This is a genomic window from Thermonema lapsum, from assembly GCF_011761635.1.
In the GTDB taxonomy this organism is placed as follows: domain Bacteria; phylum Bacteroidota; class Bacteroidia; order Cytophagales; family Thermonemataceae; genus Thermonema; species Thermonema lapsum.
The window spans coordinates 100,023-120,853 of the sequence record NZ_JAASRN010000003.1 but is presented as its reverse complement, the minus strand read 5'-3'; the positions used below and the strand labels follow the sequence as shown (position 1 = coordinate 120,853).

The window sequence follows — 20,831 nt, the reverse complement described above, 5'->3', positions numbered from 1 at the left end:
GGGTTTGTTGTGTGGATGCCTTAAAAGTAGCACCCGTATGTTGCCACTTCCTTATGGCAAGATTAATTTTTATGTACTACAACAGGCATATTTTTTCCTGCAGAAAAAACAAAAGGGCTTCACCGCAGCGAAGCCCTTTATAGAATAGAATTATTGCACAGAATCAAAGTGCTTATGCCTCTTCCAAAGCTCTAGCCCCACTCACAATCTCTATAATTTCTTTGGTAATCACCGCCTGACGCGTGCGATTGTAGGTAAGACGGAGTGTACGCAACAGCTCGCCGGCATTTTCTGTGGCTTTATCCATTGCCATCATACGGGCACCCTGCTCGGCAGCGTTTGATTCAAGCAGTGCCTTGAAGAATTGTACTTTGATGATTTGGGGAATCAAGTCGGTAACAATCGCTTCTGCTGAAGGCTCGAGGATGTATTCCATAGAGGTGCCGGCTTGGGCAGTATTGTCTGCCATGTCGGCAGAGGCAGGCAACAACTGCTCTTGTCGTGGAATTTGCGTTGCTACGTTTTTAAACTCATTGTAAAAGACATCGATGCGGTCATAGGTACCCTGCGCATACCAGCTCAACAGTTGCTCAGCTACTGTCAAGACATGGTCGAAGTCCAAACGGGTGAACAGGTCCACGTATTCGGGATGCACCACCGAGTAGCCACGACGCACAAAGTATTCGTAGCCTTTTTTTCCGATACAAAGCAGGTCGAGTTTACCGGCTTGATACTGCGCTTCGTATTGTTGATGAATGGCTTGTTGTGCGACTTTTGCAAGGTTGTTGTTAAAAGCACCACACAAACCACGGTCAGAAGTCAACACAATCAGGAGCACACGCTCCACGGGGCGTTCTTCCAAGTAAGGGCTTTGAATCTGCGAAGCGTCTAAGTTTGCCGAAAGATTTTGCAAGATGCCTTTCAAAGACTGAGCATAAGGGCGCATCCGCAGGATACGGTCTTGGGCACGACGCAACTTAGCTGCCGCTACCATCTTCATGGCTTTGGTGATTTGCTGCGTCGAGATGACCGAACGGATTCTATTTCGTATCTCTTTTAAACTCGCCATATTGTTCTATCTTTCCGGTTTTGGGAAAAGAGAGAGGAGTTTGCCTCTCTCTACATGCGTTTGTGGTTTACAATGCCCTTAGGCTGCAAATTGTTTTGCCAAGCGGCGTGCCAACTCCTCCATTTTTTGGGTGTCGGCGTCTTCGAGTTTGCCGGCTTTCAGATTTTCCAAGATGTCTTTGTGTTCTGCACGCATTAGCTGCAAAAACTCTTTTTCGAAGCTACGCACCTTATGTACCGGCACTTCATCCAAGCAGCCCTTGTTTGCCACGTAGATGATAGCCACTTGCTCTTCTACGGGCACCGGAGAGTATTGAGGCTGCTTCAATATCTCGAGGTTGCGACGACCGCGCTCAATGATAAGTTTGGTAGCGGCATCTAAGTCAGAACCAAATTTGGCGAAGGCTTCAAGTTCGCGGAACTGTGCTTGGTCCAGTTTCAAGGTACCGGCTACCTTCTTCATAGATTTGATTTGGGCAGAACCACCCACGCGCGATACCGAAATACCCACGTTGATAGCAGGACGGATACCAGCGTTGAAGAGGTTCGACTCCAAGAATATCTGACCGTCGGTAATAGAGATTACGTTGGTGGGAATGTAAGCCGATACGTCGCCGGCTTGTGTTTCGATAATGGGAAGTGCGGTCAAAGAGCCCCCTCCTTTCACTTTGCCCTTGAGCGATTCGGGCAAGTCGTTCATTTGAGCAGCGATTTCATCCGATTCGATGATTTTTGCCGCACGCTCCAAAAGGCGGGAGTGCAAATAGAAGATATCACCGGGATAAGCTTCGCGTCCGGGCGGACGACGCAACAAGAGCGATACTTCACGGTAAGCTACTGCTTGCTTCGACAAGTCATCATAAACCACCAAAGCATGGCGTCCGGTATCGCGGAAGTACTCACCGATGGCAGCCCCGGTGAAAGGTGCAAAGAACTGCATAGGTGCCGGGAAAGAAGCAGGGGCAGCTACCACAATGGTGTAAGGCATGGCGCCGTATTTTTCAAGTGTGGCTACCACTTGTGCAATGGTACTTGCTTTCTGCCCACAAGCCACATAGATACAGTAAACGGGCTCGCCACGCTCATAATATTCTTTTTGGTTGATAATGGTGTCGAGGGCTACGGCTGTTTTACCGGTCTGACGGTCGCCAATAATCAACTCACGCTGACCACGACCGATAGGAATCATGGCATCGATAGCCTTGATTCCTGTTTGCAAGGGTTGTTTTACCGGCTGACGGTAGATAACACCAGGGGCTTTGCGCTCCAGCGGCATTTCTACCAGTTCGCCCTGAATAGGACCTTTGCCGTCAATAGGTTCGCCCAAGGTATTCACCACACGCCCAAGCATGCCTTCACCTACTTTTACGCTGGCAATGCGCTTGGTACGTTTCACGGTGTCGCCTTCTTTTACAGTGCCTTCACCCAACAATACAGCCCCCACGTTGTCCTCTTCCAAGTTCAAGGCTAAGGCTTTGATACCATTTTCAAACTCGAGCAATTCACCCGCTTGTACTTTAGTAAGTCCATAAATACGGGCTACACCATCGCCCACTTGAAGGACAGTACCTACCTCTTCGAGTTCGGTCTCTGTTTTCACATTAGAGAGCTGTTCACGCAAAATGGCAGAAATCTCGTCCGGTCTTAATGTTATGCTTGCCATAAGTAATTTATTTACTATGAACGATATACTGTTTTGTGTTTATTACCGGGTGCAAAGGTACTAAGTTTTTTAAAAAATGATTCACTTACACCCAAATAAATTCAAGCACACATGTGAGTGTATGACAACCTTTCGTTTTTAGAATGCTTTTTATTATTTTTAAGCACAAAACTAAGCAGTTATGAAAAAAATCATTGGGGCACTGTTTGTGTTGATTGGATGCGTTGCGATGCAAGCGCAAGCACAGGGCATTTCGTTCCCCCTTACCGGTTATGTAATAGACAAAGAAACAGAAAAGCCCTTAGTAGGGACTACCATCCTTATCCCTTCGGCTAATGTGGGCACTGTAAGCGATATCGACGGGCGTTTTCAAATCAATGTGATGCCGGGGGATACGCTTTATTTTTCTCACATTGGCTATGAACGCTCTTTTTATGTGGTACCACAAGATAAAAGAGCACCCTATACCGTGCGCTTGGCACTGGACGTGGAGGTCTATCAGTTGAAAGCCGTGGAGATTTTTCCCTATAGAACAGAACTGCAGTTCAAGGAGGCTTTTTTGAGCGTAGAGCTTGAAGATGAACGCACTAAGCTACTCAAGGAGAACTTGCGCGCTAGCTTTGTGGCTCGTGCCGCTTATCAAATGGAGCTCGATGGTTCGCTCAACTATCGCAACTACATAAACCAGCAGACCTATCAACTGCACAACCGAACCTTCTTGCCCACACTTTCACTGCTCAACCCTTTTGCGTGGTCCCGTTTCATTAAAGACGTGAAAGAAGGGAAGTACAACAAGGAAAGGATGAAATCTTACGAAGAAGCACCTTAAACCTTACCTTTGCATCTCAGAAAACAACTCCCCTCTACTTAACATGAGTATTGAAAAAGCGATATTGCAAACCAAGAAGTTCAAGACACCTTACCAACGTATGGTGGTCAATCTGCTATACACCAGCTCTTGGATGAATCTCAAGCAAATCCAACTGCTACGCCCCTACCAGCTGAGTGTATCGCAGTACAACGTATTGCGTATTTTGCGAGGCGCCCACCCTAATCCTGTCAGTACGTCTTATATTGCCGAACGCATGATTGACCGCGGCTCCAACGCATCACGAATTGTGGACCGCCTGCTGCGCAAAGGGCTGGTAATCAAAGAAACTTCGCAGCTTGACCGCCGCACCGTCAATATATTGATTACAGAAGAAGGGCTGAATTTGCTGAAAAAAGTAGATACAGAGCAAGACCGTTTTGAAGAAAAATTGCATAGCCTGACAGAAGAAAAAGCCAATCTATTGAGCGATTTGCTAGATCAATTGCGTGCTTGCTTTCAAGAAGAATAAATGCCCATACCTTTCTAAAAAGCCCTGCCTATGTTTCGATGGATTTTTACGCTTATTCTTAATTTTTTAACCTTTGCTCTTGTGTATTCGCTGCACCACCGCCTCAGTGAGGTGCCACTACTCAAAAAGCATATACCGCAAGAGTTGCAAACACTGCCCCCCATAGGCAAATTCTTTGACCCATTCAAGGGGTTCTGGGCAAATGCTGAACCACCTGTGGCTTCCAAAAAAGTGCAGCAATTAAGTTTGCCCGGCTTACACGACGAGGTCAGCATATTGTTTGACGACCGCTTGGTGCCGCACATCTTCGCCAAAAACGACCATGACCTTTATTATGCCCAAGGTTATGTAACTGCCATGCACCGGCTTTGGCAAATGGATTTCCAAACGCGGGCAGCTGCTGGGCGCCTCTCCGAAATCGTAGGTGAACGCGCTTTAGATTTCGACCGCTTTCAACGCCGCATAGGCATGGTGTATGCCGCCGAAAAAGCCCTTGAAGCCCACATGGCAGACTCTGTCTGTCGTATGGTCATGGAAGCCTATACCGAAGGGGTGAATGCCTACATCGCTCAAATCGACGAAGGTTCGCTGCCTTTGGAATACAAGATTTTAGACTACAAGCCGGAAGCATGGTCGCCACTTAAAACAGCCCTCTTGCTCAAATATATGGCTTTTGACCTGAGTGCTAACGGCAGCAGCGACTACTCGCTTTCTTATGCTTTGGCTCAATATGGCAAAGCAACCATCGACAGCGTATTCAGCAACCGCCCCTATCGCGAGGTGCCGGTGATTCCGGAAGATACCCCCCTGGATTTCAAGCCACTGCCAGTGCCTAAACAACCCAAAGACATAGACTCTGTACTTAGCGGCATGGCTCAACTACTGGTCAAAACCGGTACTACCCAAGAGAAGAACTATCCCAAGGGCAGCAACAACTGGGCTATAAGCGGCAAAAAGAGTGTTACCGGGCGCCCGCTTTTAGCCAACGACCCTCACCTGCAACTGCGTTTGCCTTCCATCTGGTATGAGGTGCAATTGCATGCCCCCGGATGCAACGTATATGGTGTTTCATTACCGGGTGCTCCGGGCGTAGTCATTGGCTTCAATGAGCGCATCGCTTGGGGTGTTACCAACAGCTACGCCGATGTATTAGACCTGTACCGCATTGAATTCAAAGACAAAACCTACAAAGAATATCGCTTCAATGGGCAGTGGAAAGCAGTAGAGATGCGTAAAGAGGTCATCCAATTGCGCAATGGCGAAAGCGTGGTAGAGGAAGTGCCTTATACAGTTTGGGGACCGGTAGCCGTTACCAAGCGTCCGTTGCCCAATTTGGGGTTGCAGCTCCCCCCAGCACATGCCATCAAATGGGTAGCGCATGAGCCTTCTGTCGAATTAAAAACTTTTTACCTACTTAACCGGGCTACCAACTACGATGATTTTGTGAAGGCACTAGAGTATTTTGCCTGCCCATCGCAGAATTTCGTATATGCCGACAGCGAAAACAACATAGCCTTGTGGGTCAACGGGCGGCATCCACTTCGCTGGAAAGAGCAAGGAAAATTCATCTTGCCCGGCACCGACAGCAGCTATGCGTGGCAAGGGTATTTGCCGCATGCACACAACCCCCATGTGCTGAACCCTAAACGCGGCTTTGTGAGCTCTGCCAACCAACACAGTGTTTCAGAAAAGCAATACCCCTATTATTTGGGTTGGGATTATGTGTCTGCCGACCGCGGTTTGCGCATCAACGAGGTGCTGTCCGGTTTACGACGCGCTTCATTCGAAGACATGCGCAGCCTGCAAAACGATGAACTGAATGTATTGGCACGGGAAGTGCTTCCCTTCTTGCTGGCACGTCTTCGCGGCAGCAAGCTCAAGGGCAATTATCAGAAAGCATTTGAGTTGCTAGAAAACTGGAACTTCGAAAACAACGCACAATCCATTGCCGCCACCATCTTTGAAGAATGGTGGGACAACTTCACTCGAAGCATATGGTATGACGACTTCCCTGCCCCCATGCGTTATCCCGAACTGGAGATGACTTTGCGGCTGGCAGTCATAGATACCACTGCCCGCTGGTTCGACGACCGCCAGACCATAGAAGTAGAAGACTACCGGGCAATAGCCATCCGCTCATTCCAACAGACCATTGACCAGTTGCAAAACAAATACGGAAATATAGGAGAGGATTGGCAGTGGTGGAAGCACAAAAACACGCACATAGACCACTTAGCAAAAATACCCGGCTTCGGCACTGGTCCCCTGGAAATAGGCGGCGGCAGCCGCATGGTCAATGCCACAGGCAGCACACATGGTCCCTCGTGGCGCATGGTGGTGCAATTGGGCGAAGTGGTACAGGCATGGGGCATTTATCCTGGCGGGCAGTCGGGCAACCCGGGTAGCCCCTTTTACGACAATATGATAGAGACATGGCGTGTGGGAAGTCTTGCCACCCTGCTCTTTCTTAGTCGCCCCGAAGAGATAGCAGAAAACAGATTGCTTTACCAACTTAAGTTGTCAAAGCCCTAAAAATAAATACTTTTCTTACACCGTTTTACCCACTCCTTTTGACTACTATCCCTCACAAATGATTATATTTATATCATTGTGAGGGATAACTTTATTGAAACCATGAAATATTTGCGCTTATCAATAATCATGCTTTTTTTGGGCAGTGGGTGTGTGCCCATGTACAAGTACCAAGCCCTGCAGCGGGAATTAGAGTCTCAACGCTATCTCGCTCTCGAAGGTAAAGCTTCGGTCTATGCCTACCGCCAACGGCTGGAGATGCTCGAAAATGAACGCGAAACTCTGGTCAAAGAAGTGCAAGTTTACGAAACAAAATATCAAAGCAGCCGCAACAAAGACGTACAAATCAGACAATTACAAGCCCGCATACAAGAGTTGGAACGAGAGTTAAAACAGCTACAAGGAAATAAAAAAGCTGTTTACAACAAAGAAGTAGAGAAAAAACAAAAAAGTTCTTACTAAGAAAAAAAAACCTTAACAAAATGCGCAGCGTTGGGCTCATTTTTTCAATTTTTTTGGCAGTAATTTACTCGGCAGCGGCTCAAATTTATCCATTTCGTAATTATAGCTTGGTAGAAGGACTCCCCGAGTCTCACATCCGTGCCATTGTAGAAGACTACAACGGCTTTTTGTGGTTGGCTACCGAAGGGGGCATTTGTCGCTTCGACGGCGCTACTTTTCAAGAGTACACCACCGAGCACGGCTTACCCAGCAACAACGTCAACCACATCATTCAAGACAGTAAACTGAATTTGTGGATAGCCACACGTGCCGGTGTTAGCCGCTTCGATGGGCGCACTTTTCAAAACTTCACCACCAAAAACGGGCTCGTCAGCGACGACGTTTACTACATCTTCGAGGACAACAAGGGTTTTTTGTGGTTTGCCACTACTGGCGGTGTCAGCCGCTTCGATGGAAAGAAGTTTACCAATTATACCACCCAAAACGGATTGCCCAGCAACCGCGCTTGGTATATTTACCAAGACAGGGAGCACTATATATGGATTGCCACTTCCAATGGAGTCGTTCGTTATGACACCCGTTACTTCAAAACATTCACCGAAGAGGACGGCTTGCCCAGCCGCATTGTGAACTGTATCATCGAAGATGAAAGTGGGTACCTTTGGTTCGGTACGTCCAATGGCTTAGCCAAAATGGATGCGCGAGGCAACATCTCGCCCATAGTACTTAATTTAATAGACAAAAACATATTCGCCGCAAGCAAGACACAAGATGGCAAACTGTGGTTTGGCAGCTTGGATGGTGCCTTCTCAATTGTCGCCGATACCATTCACGAGACACTCACCACACTGAACGGGCTCATCAGCAATGAGATAAACGTTATTTATCAAGACCGCAACCTGAATCTATGGTTTGGCACCGATGCGGGTTTGTCCAAATTAGCCAACCGGCGTTTCGACATATTGGCGCAACCTTTTGTCATAGGTAGAGCGGTTACCTCCATATTGCAAGACGTGCAGGGTTATTTGTGGTTCGGCACCTTGGGCAATGGTTTGGTACGATACGATGGTAAGCAAAACTTCAAGGTATTCACCAGCGAAAACGGATTGCCCAACAATTTTATACGCACACTCTTTGAATCGCAAGACGGTACCCTTTGGATAGGTACTGCCGGTGGCGGTTTCTGCCGCTATAGCAATGGCACCTTCAAAGTCTTCAACAATCCAGAAACCCGTGCAGACGATTACGTGTACTGTATTACCGAAGATGATTTGGGGCACATTTGGGTAGGAACCGACAACGGTCTGCTTCGTTTCGATGGTGAAAAGGTACTTCATTATACCGAAAAACAAGGGCTGCCCAGCAACTACATCCGCGCGGCTCTACGTGATAGCCGAGGGCGCCTCTGGTTTGGCAGTTACAAAGGCTTGAGCCGCTTTGATGGCAAAAAGTTCATCAACTTCACCGTTCAAAATGGATTAGCCAACAACTTGGTATTGTCTATCTACGAAGACCGTAGCGGCACTATATGGATAGCCACTGAAAATGGGCTTTGCCGTATGCACGACAACGCAAGCCCTACGCAAACCAACTGCTTCACCTGCTACGGCAAGAAAGACCAACTCAGTGCCCAAAATGTATGGTCTATCATTGAAGACAATGAAGGAAATCTGTGGCTCGGACACCGAAATGGGGTGGATAAGTTCGACAAAAAAAGCCGTTTCAAGTATTACGGCTATATCGATGGCTTCAAACTCATTCAGACATACCCCAACGCCGTAGCCAAAGACAAGGAAGGCAACTTGTGGTTTGGGGCTTTCAATGGAGTAGTGAAATACAACCCTAAAGAAGACCGTCCTAACCCGATGCCACCTATCACGCACATTACCTCGGTGCGTTTATTCGGCAAAGAAGTGGACTGGCGGCAATATGCCGACAGCATAGATACCTACTTCAACCTGCCCCGCCCAAAAGAAGGCGAAAAGTATGCTGTAGTGCTTCCCTACAACCAAAACTATATTACTTTTGAATTCATAGGCATACATTTTACTATTCCGGAGCGGGTACGCTATCAATACTATCTCAAAGGATTCGACAAGGAGTGGAGCGAATGGACCACACAGCGAAAAGCCACCTACACCAACTTGCCACCAGGTGAATATGAGTTTCAAGTGAAAGCCGCCAACAGCGACGGAGTAGAAAATAAAATATACACCTCTTTTGCGTTCAAAATAGCCCCTCCCTATTGGGAGCAATGGTGGTTCTATGCAGCAGAGATAGCTTTCTTTCTGAGCCTACTCGTTGCCTCTTTTTACTTTGGCACCAAAAAACGGGGGCATAAAGTCAGCATCATTCTGGCTATCACCACCTTGCTTATTGTGTTTGAGTTTATCAATGAAAATATCATTGAGGGATACATCGAACAAAAGGTGGGCAATGTTACCATTTTCAAGGTCATAGCCAATGTGGCATTGGCAGCCATCGTAAGCCCCCTCGAAAAGCTGATTTACCGTATTCTTTCGACCCAAAACCGCCCCAAAGAAGAAGACCCTGCCGAAAAAGCGAAAAACAATGTGTGGCAACAGGGTAACAGGGGGCGCATTTAATGAAACGTGTCGGCTTCTTGAAGCTGCCTTTGCACTTGGGCTATTTCTTCATGCAAAGGCAGTTTAGTTGACAAGCGCTGCAATGCTGAAAGCAGACGCTGCAGCCGCTGCTTGTTTTCTGCTGTATGCGGAAACAAGGCACGATGCGCAAGCTGTTGGCTTAACTTCCGCCACGCAACATAGGTCTTTTGCGTTTCTGCCTCGAAGCAATGGGCAGTGAATACGTCCCATATGTAGCCAATAGCCTGTGCGGAAGGGTGCACCAAGTCTTCGGCATAAAAACGATAATCCCGAAGCTCGTCTATCATGATTTCGTAAGAAGGGAAATAGAAGATGTTTTCATGCTGTTGCCGCCATGCTTCCACCGCCACACGCAGCAGCGATTTGCTGTATTGGTTTTCCACCAAACCCTCTTTCACATGGCGCACCGGGCTGACGGTTACTATCCAAGCTTTGGCACCTTTCCACAACGCATGTAGGTGGTTGAGTGCCTCCACTATTTCTGCAAGTTGCAAAGTGCGCTTGCGAAAAAGACTTGCCGGCTGCTTATGACAGTTCGCCACTACTTTACCACTCGCACAGTGCTCATACACAATGGAGGTGCCTAAAGTCAGCAATATGATTTCGGGCTGCCAAGCACGCACTTCCGCACCGATAGACATGATGCGCTCTATAAGCGACTGTTCAGAACTGCCATACACTTTGGAATGGCAGTCATAGTGTAGATAAAGGTCTTCGGATACTTTCAACACCCCTTCCTGCCATGCTGCTTCCTGAGCATACACAGCAGCCGAATAACAGCGATAAAGTGATACGGGATTGAAAAGCACCCCAAAAGGGTTGTTCAATACCGAGAATTTAGCTTCTGTCAATAATTTCCCCATTTCATCGGCAAAGCAAGAACCAATGCAAAGAATACGCTGCCCATAAGAGAGCATCGGCAGACGAAGCGTTTCAAACGACAGGGGCGTAAACCATTTCATATGTTTTTTATTGTTTCGCCAGAGCAAAAGCAAAGCACCTATGGTAATCCTCGCAGCTTGGGTAAAGTTATTAACTTTGCAGCATTATGTGCTAAAAGATGTTATACGCAGTTGTTGACTTAGAGACGACGGGAAGTCGCCCGCTGCTCGATAAAATCATAGACATAGCCATCATCATCCACGACGGAAAGCGCGAAATCAAACGCTTCAGCAGCTTGGTCAATCCAGAAAGTAAAATACCGCCAGCCATCAGCCGACTTACAGGCATATCTGATGACATGGTGAAGGAAGCACCTCGTTTTTTCGAAATTGCTAAGGAAATAGTGGAGCTTACTGAAGGCTGTGTGTTTGTGGCACACAATGTTCAATTCGACTATTCATTTCTCAAAGCCGCCTTCCATGAGTTGGGCTATCGCTATCGTCGCCCCACCCTTTGCACCCTGCGACTGTCGCGCCTGCTGATGCCGTATCTCCCCAAACATGGGCTAAACACCATAAGTGAAGCCCTCGATATTCCCAACCGCGCCCGCCATCGGGCTTTGGGCGATGCCGAAGTAACTGCCACCTTGCTGCAAAAGCTAATTCAAATAAGCGAAACACAAGCCCAACAGGCGATTGTGCAAGAAGAAATTCAAGCTGTAAGCCTTCCGCCCTACATAGAACGCTGCGAGATAGAAAATCTTCCCGAAGACACGGGTGTGTATTTTTTTAAAGACGAAAACGGAGAAACGCTTTATTTGGGCAAAAGCCGCAACATCTACCGGCGCGTGTTGCAGCACTTTCAAGTAAGCGAGAAACAAGGGCGGCGACTGCGCTTAAAAGAAAGAGTGCGGGCAGTGGATTACCGCCTCACCGGCAGCGAGCTTGTAGCTCTGTTGTTAGAAAACCACCTCATCAAGCAGCTTAAACCGCCTTTTAATCGTGCACAAAGGCGCAAGCATTTTCAAGCTGTGTTGGCAATGACACCCGACGAAGCCGGTTATTTACGTTTAAGCATACAAAAAACCGAAAAGCTACGGGGCACAGCCCTGCAATTTTTTCCTGACATAGCCAAAGGACGCGAATATCTTTACCACTTGGTCAAAAAACATGAATTGTGCATGAAACTGTCCCACCTGTACGACAGCCGCCATGCCTGCTTTGACTACCATGTGGGTTTGTGCCGAGGGGCATGCATAGGAGCTGAACCGCCCGAAAGCTACAATCAAAGAGTACAACAGGCATTCAGTCACTTAGCCGGTGCTGCCTCTGGCAATATGCTTATCTTTGAGCGTGGGCGCCACAGCCATGAAAAAGCCTTCGTTTTAATCGAAAATAACCAGTACTTAGGATTTGGCTATGTACCTGCTCAGCTGAGTGAGGAAGAGATTTTGGCTCAAAGACATGATTTCCTGCAGGCATATCCCGACTACAAAGACCAACATCATATTATCAGAAGCTACCTAAAGAAGCATCCACACACGCGCATTCTGTATTTTTAAGCGAAGAAAAACGCCACTCGCTGCAACCACAGCGCTTGTTTTGCATCAGGCAGCGCCATAGCACAGACTGCATTTCAAATGGAGCGGAGCGTAGTGCGAAATTTCAGGCTCCTCCTTCCCAACCACCACAAGCAATAGGTTGCTCGCTATGGTTCGAAATGACAAAAAGGAAAATAAAACAGACAAAGCGACATAGTCGCAAGGGCAAACACACAAAACACCTACGACCCACACTTATGCAGGCATTTTTTATTTTTTCGCTAACTTTCCTTGACATTCACCAAAAAGACACGCAAAATGGAAACATTTACTCACTCTTTGGCTTTACTACAATGCTTAGGCGCAGCATTTTTTGCTATTTTGTTCCTGCAATCGGGCTTGGACAAAGTGTTTGACTGGCAAGGCAATCTTAGCTGGCTCAAAGAACACTTTGCCAAGAGTCTGCTCAAAGGGATGGTACCCTTGCTCTTAGGCGTGCTCACCCTGATGGAGGTAGCTTCGGGAGTAGTATCCACCGTAGGGGTGGTTTGGTTGCTCTTTAGCGGAAATAGCGAAGTAGCTTTTTGGGGTGTGCTACTCTCTGCTATTTCGTTGCTCATGCTTTTCTTTGGGCAACGCATGGCAAAGGACTATGCCGGCGCTGCTTCTTTGGTGCCTTACTTTCTGTGTGCTCTTTTTGTGCTCTTTTTATTCTTGCACCAATAAGCAGCCTTTGTTTTTACTTATTTACACGCAAGCCCAAAAAAGGGAAGGCACTCCTTCCCTTTTGTCATTATCCAATGTTATGGATGCTCCAGATGCAGAGTAACGGACTGCCCTCGTTGGATAGCCCTACCCGGCTCGATGCTTTGATTCACTACCTTACCTTTGCCCTTCACCCACACATTCAAGCCTTTATTTTCAAGGATAAAAAGTGCATCGCGCAGGCTCATGCCACGCACATCTGGCATATTATCGTCATCGAGCAGCAGCGGTTTCCAAATCACCGTACTGTCGGAAGCCGTAGAAGAAAACACCCAGCTGTATTCATCTACGCCTTCCATTTTCTTTTGTGGAATGCCCAGCTCATCGAATATACGCCACAAATCCCCTGCCCTGCCTATTTCATTATAGGGAATTTGCTTGTTCTTTACACGGTGGCGCGTGATTACCTTATCGCTGTGAAGGCTGAGGTCCATACTATAAATTTCATCGGCTATCTTGCGAAAGACGGGCGCTGATACTTCGCCCCCGTACTGCAAATTGCGCCGGGGATTGTCTATCACCACAATGCAGCTATATTTGGGTTTGTCGGCGGGGAAATAACCAGCAAACGCCGTATGGTATTCTTTGATGTACTGCCCATTTTTGAATTTTTGAGAAGTACTCGTTTTTCCTGCTATCTTGTATCGATTGCTTTTGATATTCTGCGCAGTGCCTCTTTCCACTACACCTTCCAGCAGGCGCCGGGCTTTGTCGAGGGTTTGGGGTGAGCAAATCTGCTCGCGCAATACTACGGGTTCATAGTCCACAATTAAACGCCCATCTTTATCTCTGATTTCATCTACAATGAAGGGCTGAATCATCTTTCCATTATTTGCCACGGCATTGTAGAAGACAAGTAGCTGCAGCGGCGACACCACCGTTTCATAGCCTATGGCTATCCATGGTAGCGACAGACGGCTCCAAGTGGGGTCGTTGGTGTTTTTGATGTAGGGTTTGACCTCGCCTACCAATTGAAAATCAAGGGGGGTGCTCAATCCAAACTGATGCAAGTAGTTGATAAAGCGTTGGGGGTTGGCTTTGAAGTGTTCATAGACCAAGCGAGCTATGCCTATACTTGAAGAATACTCAAAGGCTTGCTGCAGAGTGATGGTTCCGTAACCGCTGGGTTTGGGGTCGCGCAATACTACATCCCAAAAACGATATTGACCGTTGCCGGTTTCCACCAATGTATCGAGTGAGAGCTGTGGATTATCTTCAAAAAGTGCCATCACAGAAGCCAACTTAAACACAGAACCCGGGTCGGTGCTGCCTTTACTGCCTATGGCATAGTTGTAGTCTTCGGCATAGTGCGCGCTATCTATTCGCCCGAGGTTGACCATAGCTTTGATAGCCCCAGTTGCTACTTCCATGACCACCACACAACCAAAATCAGCATCATTTTCTATCAAGGCTTTGAGCAAAGCATGGTGTGCTACATCCTGAATGTTGATATCGAGGGTAGTATAAACATCCATGCCGTCTTGTGGTTCTATGTATGAACCATCGTGAAAGGGCACCCATTGGTTGCCTGCCGAACGCCTATACACTGCTTGTCCGGGCTTTCCCCGCAAATATTTATCGAAACTCAGCTCGATACCTACGATTCCACGCCCTTCGTTGTTGACGTAGCCAATAGTGCGGCGTGCTAGTGAATGAAAGGGATTAAAGCGGCGCGTTTCCTGCTCAATGATGATGCCACCTCTCAGGCGCCCCTTGCGCAAGATGGGCCACTGTATAATTTTCTGCATGGCACTGTGGTCCACTGCTTTGTCGCCCAGAGGCAAGTAACGGCGTCCTTGCTTTCGGGCATTCACAAACAGCTGTTTGTATTGCTGGGAACTACGGTCTTGAAAGAAGCTGGCAGCATACCACGCCAAAGAGTCGATGCCCGCCTTGAAAGTAGCTTCATCGGGCGCCATGGGGTCGAAGGCTATTTTGTAAAAAGGCAATGAGGTGGCAAGCAGACGTTGGTCATCTGCCAGTATATTGCCACGCAGGGCGGGGATAGGTTGTAAGCGCACGTCGCGGCGCTCGGCTTTCTGTCGCCAATAATCGCCTTCCACGAACTGCAAGTACACCATGCGCGCCACAATTGCCGTTGCCACTGCTGCTACCATCAAAAAAGAAAGGCGCACACGCAAAAGTATCGATTGCTTGATATTCAAGGCTTTGCTTTTTTAGTCGTCCAACCGAATGACATAAGGGGGTTTGTGCCCGCTTTCCAGTCCCAGCTTTTGTGCTTTTTGCTTCACCACCGACTGGCGGGTCAAGCTCATATAATCTGCTTTACGGGTGGTGTATTCCGTACGCAGGTTGTTTACCTCCCTACGCAGCTGCATCAGACGGTGCTGACTACGCTCGGCATAGTGCCTGTTGGCGATATAAACGATTGCCAGCAATGCCGAAAAAAGCAGATAAGGCACTACGTTCTTTCGGTGTTTGTCATCGAGCAAAAAGTCTAAATTCAACAATTTGTCTATCCAACGAAACAGACCGCCAGGGCGTTTGCTTTCTGTTTGAAAAGGCGGCTTTTTGTATGTATTTTCTGCCATGGTATTTCTTGTTGCAGCATTTAAAGATGCACAGAAAGGGGCTAAAAAGCAAACCTACAGCTGGCGGTAGGTTCCTATGTTATCCGCTCAGCCACCCGCAGTTTGGCACTGCGGGCACGTGGATTGCGCCGTATTTCTTCTTCGGACGGTCCCAAAGCCTTACGGGTTACCGGCTGCAAGGGAGTCAGTAGGTTGCCATACAAATCGCGCGGGGGCTCCTGTCCACGGAAACTACCCGTAGCAAAGAAGTGTTTTACCAGACGGTCTTCCAAAGAATGATAAGAAATCACGACAATACGTCCACCGGGGCGCAAGTATTTGGCAGCCTGCTTAAGCATTTCACGCAGCGCCCCCATTTCATCATTCACCTCTATGCGTATTGCCTGATATACCTTGGCAAAGTACTGTTGGGCTTTATGGCGGGGGGCGTGCTTCTCTATTACTGCATTTAAATCGGCTACTGTACGTAAGGGACGCACCGAGCGGGCAGCTAAGATGCTTTTTGCCAAGGTGCGGGCATTTTTTACTTCACCATACCAGCTCAATACCCGCTGCAACTCTTCGGCACTGTAGTTGTTCAAGATGTCGGCAGCAGAAAGCGGCGCCTGCCGGTTCATGCGCATATCGAGCGGCTCTTGGGGAAAGCGAAAAGAGAAGCCCCGCTCCGGAGTATCGAACTGATGCGAGGAAACCCCCAAGTCTGCCAAAATAAAATCGGCGCCTTCTTGGGCTTGCGCTTCAAGGAATTGACCGAAAAAACGAAAATTTGCCTGAAAGAATCGAAAGCGGGGGTCGGTGATTTGCTTGGCTTGCATGGCAGCGTCGCTGTCTTGGTCGAAAGCCCACAGAGCCGCCCTTTCGGGCATGTTTTGCAAAATAGCGCGACTGTGCCCTCCGCCTCCAAAGGTTAAATCTAAAAACAACAAAGATTCTTTGGGCTCAGTAAATGCAGGCACAAACGCCAGTACCTCCTTCAACATCACCGGCTCATGATAATGACTCATAGCTGTTTTTTTCTGCAAAGATACAGAAGCCAAGTACATCAATAGCAAAAGCCCCCACCTGGGGGCTTTTGACCTTTTCTTGAAAGCAGGCTTTTTGCTTACATGGACTCTACGGCTGCCATCAGCTGAATGATTTCCTCTTCTTTCTTCAGCTTCATTTTATTTTTTGCTGCATATGCTTCTGCCGCTTTGTCGTTCAATGCATTCAATATGTCTTTTTTATTGAGAAGTACCGGATGCATTTTGCCATCTTTGTAGATATAATAGCGCTTCTTGCGCACAAAAGATGTTTCATTTACAGCAGAACCATAAGTAGGTGCATTCTCAAAAAGCTCTACTTTCGTGCGATACAAGAAGACAGCTTTCTTGCCTTCATACAGCACCCTGTAGAAGGTGTTTTTACTGTTATTATCTACTTCCGGGTAGCCATTCTTATACACGTAAGGCTTGGCTTCCAAATCCGAAGATTCAGGAACATAGACCACAAAGCCCCGAATGGTTGCCGGGTTCAGTCGAAAACTTTTTCCCTCTTTGAACAGTACTACGTCATCGGCATACTCATCGTAGCGCAGCTTTACATTTTTCAGGCGCTGCTCACCTTCACCCCAGACTTCCCCATCCAGCCAGGCATCCACCAGCCAAGGCGAACCTTTTACATTCGGATACCTGTTTTCTTTAATCGGTGTGCCATCAAAGGCTGTTAAATTTGAAATTTGGGCGTAGCCTGCAACACAGAGAAGTGTAAGTAGGGTAGTCGAAATAATTTGAAATAATCGTAGCATAAGAGATGGATATTTTAACAGTTTAACTCTTTCACTCAAACGAAAAGTATCAAGATTTATTGCTTTACGATGCGTTTATGAACTAAGAAATCATCGGTTTTAATGGTAAATATGTAAACCCCCGGTGACAACTTCACAGGTAAGGTCTCTACAAAGGAGAAGCCTTTTTTAGTTTTTTTACAAGTTTGTTGTGTGCGTCCTGCGAGGTCGGTAATGATGATTTCCAGCTCACCCTGCCATGCATGGCTTAGCTCCACATGCAGCTCATCAGCAAATGGATTGGGATACAACTCTATACCCTCCGATATCTCCTGGGCAAGCCCATTTACAAACAAGGGTTGGGTTCGGTAAGCACAATTGGTATTGCCTACCACTGCATAGTAATCCCCAATACCATAATTACCTACTGGCAAGCCATTGCTGGTGAAGTCAGGAATAAGAACACCGTCTTTGAACCAACGGTAAAAGCCAACATTTCCATTCACATACAACTTTCCACTTACATATGACAAATAAGGTTCAGAGGTATAGTTGTAGTTGTTTACCTGAATGGTCTTGCTGTTTATGTGCGTATTGGTGCCATCGGAGACGGTAAGAGTAACCAGATAGTTACCCATCGTCGCATAAGTATGCGTAGGATAAGGCTCAGTTGAGGTGGCACCGTCGCCGAAATCCCACAGATAGCTTTGGATATTACCACTGGATTGATTATTAAAGAAAGTAGTTCCTCTTGCTACACAAGAATATTGGGCAGTAAAATCAGCAAACAGTACCTCGCCGCAAGCTTGCTGCAACCACCCGCTTGCATTGGTCAATGTGCTTTGCGTAGCAGTAGCCACCAATGGAGCTATTACGTTTACATCATTAATCACTAAATGAGAAGCGCATAGTTTCATGTTATTCATTGACGATAATTGGGCACTTCCGCCTACACCGGAAAGCGTAGTAGCATTGGAAGCACTTCCCGTGATAGCAGAGCCCTCGCCTATCGACAAGGTTTTGGCAGCCTTTATTCGAATAGCAGTAGCCGGCATGGCTGTAAGCCTTTGCACGGCAAGGTCATTATTCACTATCAAGCTGCCGCTGTTGAGTGTCAGGCGTTTCAAAGAAGCTCCATCTAAACCATTCACAGATAGCGTAGCCCCATTATCGACCGTAATGTCGAAGTCATAGATTTGGTTTTTCAGAGACAAAGAAACAGTGGCTGAAGGTGAGGTATTGATGCGGGCACCTGCCGACACAACATTCAAGTTGGCACTGTTGAGGTCGATGTCTTGCTCAACGGTAAGCACCGCATTCTCTAAGTTCAGCTTTTTCTGCGAGTTTCCACTGGGGTAAATGTTTTGCACCCTGAAAGTCTCACCGGAGAAGTCGGCTTCTCCTTGATAGAGGGTAAGCGTACCCAATGAAGCTACATTTTGAAAGTCAGCTTTGGCATTGGGGTCCAGCATCAGCACAGAGACGTTAGCCATGCTCCAATCCGATTCGTTCAGATTGGCTATTAAATCTCCGGAGTTGCTACCCAATAAGACAGTGCCGGCTCCGGTAACATTTAGCTTTCCTCCATTTATTAAAAACGAACCTCTTACATTGAGCGTATTGCCTTGCAGATTCAGCTGCTGGTTCCCAGAAGCTGTCCAATAGATTTGAGCGGCATCGATATCTTGCGAGAGCGTCAGGAGGTTGCCATCACCTGTAAAAGCATTGGCACCAAACACCAAACGTTTGGTAGCATCGGGCATGCCGGAGCCTGTGCCATCAGGAGCGGTTGCCCAACGAGTAGGGTCTGCCAAGTCGCCGCTGCCGCCCTTCCAATAAAGCACCGCACTGGATGCCGAGGCATCCGGCGCTTCCAAGATAATAGAAAATGCTTGAGGTGCGTTTTCAAGCGTGCCTTTGTGCGACACTATCACAGTATAATTTCCTGGCGCCGCTGGGGTAAATTCTATTTTTTCCACGTTGTCCACATTGTTCACCCCCTTAGTAGCCGGTCCGGTAGGCGTAGTAGGACCAATCCATGGGAAATACACATTGGAAGGGTCAGAAGCATCGATAATCTTCACATCCAAGTCGTTGACCAAGGTGGGCGTAGGGTCGTCCAGTCCGCTTGACAGATGGTTGCTCGGCACATCGGTCCAGCACAGGGTAAGCACCACCGGGGCAGTTCCGTCTGTATAAAAAGTAAACGAATAGGTGCTCCCGTTGTTCAATGTGGATTCTATGATGCGAATGTTCTGCCCATTTTCTTCCCATATCACTTTGGCAGCATGCTCTATGTCGGCGAGCCCCCAACCATACCAGTGGTCGGGTCCAGGGTGAGCGCCTGCTTCTTTGGCAGTTTGAATCACCAAGCCTTTAAGGGTTGCCGAGCGCATGTATCGCCCATGCAGCTGATAATAAAGCTGCTGGAGCAAAATCAAAGAACCCGATAAGTTTGGGGTAGCCATAGAAGTGCCGCTCATTGGGCCGTAGGCATTATCGGCGCTGCTCACCGAGGAGGTAAGGTTCACACCAGCCGCTGTAATGTCGGGCTTGATGCGTCCGTCGTCGGCGGGTCCTCGAGAACTAAAGTTTGCCAGCTCCACGCTGGAAGGTCCAGTGTAGTTAGAGTTTGTTCGTACAGCCCCTACTGCCAAAATATTTTTAGCCATTCCTTCCGGTCCTATGCAGTCGCCACCGTCAATGGAACAATCGGGTGGCTGTGGTCCGATACCGACATCATTATTATCATTGCCAGCAGCCCAGCAGATCAGGTAATAAGGTGCGTTGTATGCCACGTTGTCAATAGCTCTTGACAGCGCGGTGTAAGCCCCAAAGTCGGGGTCTTCGTTTCCGCTGCCACCGGTCCATTGCCATCCGGAGCCACTGTTATACCACCCCTGCACGGTGCCATAGGAGTGATTCGATACCAGCAAGCCGTTGGCTGCCTCCTGCGCCATCTCTGCCAAATCGTTGTTCCAGTAGTAGGTGTGGGCTTCGGCTTCGGGCGCCATGCCTTTGGCAGCAGGGTTCACGCCGGCAGCTATCATGGTGCCCGTTACGTGGGTAGCGTGTGCGCTGAGAGAGGGTCCGTCGTTGGCAGCGATTACCCGCCCTCCGAACTCCTGGTGAGAAGCACGCACATTGCCGCCATCCCACACGCCTACGAACATGCCTTTGCCGGTGAGGTTAAGCCCCAGCCTGCCTCCCGGATGCAAGTGGTTGGTGCCTATGGTGGCGGCTGCTCCTGCATTCTTGGTTTCTCGGTAAATGGGCTGACCGTCGGGGGTTACATCTACTATCTCTATGACTTTGCCGTTGGGCAATTCCACCCGGGTCCTTACTCCCTTAGCAGCAGCGTATTGTGCCACCCGCTCGCGTGCCGCCTCATATTCATGGGTATACTGCTGCGCCAGCTCCAGCAAGCGCGCTTTGTTGGTTTGTTGCTGGGCATACACTTGCCCCCCCAGCAAGAAAACACACAACATCCATAGCCGAGTGACCTTCTCAAAGAAGTAGTTCATGGTTTTCTTGATTTTATGATGAAATTCTATGTTTCAACATCAATGAAGCCCTTCTCTAAACGACTATAGGCATCTTGCGATGCCTATAGCCTCCAACCTACATAAAATAAA

At 48.0% G+C, this 20,831-nt stretch carries 15 protein-coding genes; 7 read left to right on the top strand and 8 right to left on the bottom strand.

What is annotated here, in order from left to right; genetic code table 11:
• Positions 1 to 172: 172 nt before the first annotated feature.
• Both atpG and atpA read right to left on the bottom strand, forming a co-directional pair.
• A complete protein-coding gene (gene atpG, locus FHS56_RS10150) occupies positions 173 to 1,069 on the bottom strand; it encodes an ATP synthase F1 subunit gamma (RefSeq protein WP_166920444.1) in 897 nt (298 codons plus the stop codon).
• A 78-nt stretch (positions 1,070 to 1,147) separates the two neighbouring features.
• Positions 1,148 to 2,731, bottom strand: a complete 1,584-nt coding sequence (gene atpA / locus FHS56_RS10145; protein ID WP_166920442.1) for a F0F1 ATP synthase subunit alpha — start codon at positions 2,729 to 2,731, stop codon at positions 1,148 to 1,150.
• A 181-nt stretch (positions 2,732 to 2,912) separates the two neighbouring features.
• Here atpA and FHS56_RS10140 point away from each other — a divergent pair, with 181 nt between their 5' ends.
• From FHS56_RS10140 to FHS56_RS10120, 5 genes are all read left to right on the top strand, one after another.
• Positions 2,913 to 3,560, top strand: coding sequence for a carboxypeptidase-like regulatory domain-containing protein (locus FHS56_RS10140; RefSeq protein ID WP_166920440.1), 648 nt, complete (start codon positions 2,913 to 2,915; stop codon positions 3,558 to 3,560).
• A 43-nt stretch (positions 3,561 to 3,603) separates the two neighbouring features.
• The gene (locus FHS56_RS10135) at positions 3,604 to 4,071 is read left to right on the top strand and encodes a MarR family winged helix-turn-helix transcriptional regulator (RefSeq protein ID WP_166920438.1); all 468 of its coding nucleotides are present in this window, start codon (positions 3,604 to 3,606) and stop codon (positions 4,069 to 4,071) included.
• 30 nt (positions 4,072 to 4,101) lie between these two features.
• Positions 4,102 to 6,603, top strand: coding sequence for a penicillin acylase family protein (locus FHS56_RS10130; RefSeq protein WP_166920435.1), 2,502 nt, complete (start codon positions 4,102 to 4,104; stop codon positions 6,601 to 6,603).
• Positions 6,604 to 6,714: 111 nt separating this feature from the next.
• On the top strand, positions 6,715 to 7,065 hold the full coding sequence (locus FHS56_RS10125) for a hypothetical protein (protein ID WP_166920433.1): 351 nt from the start codon (positions 6,715 to 6,717) through the stop codon (positions 7,063 to 7,065).
• A 20-nt stretch (positions 7,066 to 7,085) separates the two neighbouring features.
• Positions 7,086 to 9,671 carry a ligand-binding sensor domain-containing protein gene (locus FHS56_RS10120; protein WP_166920430.1) on the top strand — a complete coding sequence of 862 codons (2,586 nt, stop codon included), beginning with the start codon at positions 7,086 to 7,088 and terminating at the stop codon, positions 9,669 to 9,671.
• Here the strand turns inward: FHS56_RS10120 and FHS56_RS10115 are convergent.
• The gene (locus tag FHS56_RS10115; RefSeq protein ID WP_166920428.1) at positions 9,668 to 10,654 is read right to left on the bottom strand and encodes a GSCFA domain-containing protein; all 987 of its coding nucleotides are present in this window, start codon (positions 10,652 to 10,654) and stop codon (positions 9,668 to 9,670) included. The two genes, FHS56_RS10120 and FHS56_RS10115, sit on opposite strands and share 4 nt — an antisense overlap.
• Before the next feature lie 98 nt (positions 10,655 to 10,752).
• Here FHS56_RS10115 and FHS56_RS10110 point away from each other — a divergent pair, with 98 nt between their 5' ends.
• Together FHS56_RS10110 and FHS56_RS10105 are read left to right on the top strand one after the other, a co-directional pair.
• Positions 10,753 to 12,135 (top strand): exonuclease domain-containing protein, encoded by a 1,383-nt coding sequence (locus FHS56_RS10110; protein WP_166920425.1) that lies wholly within the window; start codon positions 10,753 to 10,755, stop codon positions 12,133 to 12,135.
• A gap of 297 nt (positions 12,136 to 12,432) precedes the next feature.
• The gene (locus FHS56_RS10105) at positions 12,433 to 12,840 is read left to right on the top strand and encodes a DoxX family protein (RefSeq protein ID WP_166920423.1); all 408 of its coding nucleotides are present in this window, start codon (positions 12,433 to 12,435) and stop codon (positions 12,838 to 12,840) included.
• A gap of 77 nt (positions 12,841 to 12,917) precedes the next feature.
• Here FHS56_RS10105 and FHS56_RS10100 read toward each other — a convergent pair whose 3' ends face one another.
• The 5 genes from FHS56_RS10100 to FHS56_RS10080 form a co-directional block, all read right to left on the bottom strand.
• Positions 12,918 to 15,044, bottom strand: a complete 2,127-nt coding sequence (locus FHS56_RS10100; protein ID WP_166920421.1) for a penicillin-binding protein — start codon at positions 15,042 to 15,044, stop codon at positions 12,918 to 12,920.
• 12 nt (positions 15,045 to 15,056) lie between these two features.
• On the bottom strand, positions 15,057 to 15,431 hold the full coding sequence (locus FHS56_RS10095; RefSeq protein ID WP_166920419.1) for an FtsL-like putative cell division protein: 375 nt from the start codon (positions 15,429 to 15,431) through the stop codon (positions 15,057 to 15,059).
• A 74-nt stretch (positions 15,432 to 15,505) separates the two neighbouring features.
• On the bottom strand, positions 15,506 to 16,435 hold the full coding sequence (rsmH, locus tag FHS56_RS10090; RefSeq protein WP_166920417.1) for a 16S rRNA (cytosine(1402)-N(4))-methyltransferase RsmH: 930 nt from the start codon (positions 16,433 to 16,435) through the stop codon (positions 15,506 to 15,508).
• Positions 16,436 to 16,533: 98 nt separating this feature from the next.
• Positions 16,534 to 17,217 carry a hypothetical protein gene (locus FHS56_RS10085; RefSeq protein ID WP_166920414.1) on the bottom strand — a complete coding sequence of 228 codons (684 nt, stop codon included), beginning with the start codon at positions 17,215 to 17,217 and terminating at the stop codon, positions 16,534 to 16,536.
• A gap of 56 nt (positions 17,218 to 17,273) precedes the next feature.
• Entirely contained in the window at positions 17,274 to 20,720 is a 3,447-nt protein-coding gene (locus tag FHS56_RS10080; protein ID WP_166920412.1) for a S8 family serine peptidase, read from the bottom strand.
• Positions 20,721 to 20,831 lie beyond the last annotated feature (111 nt).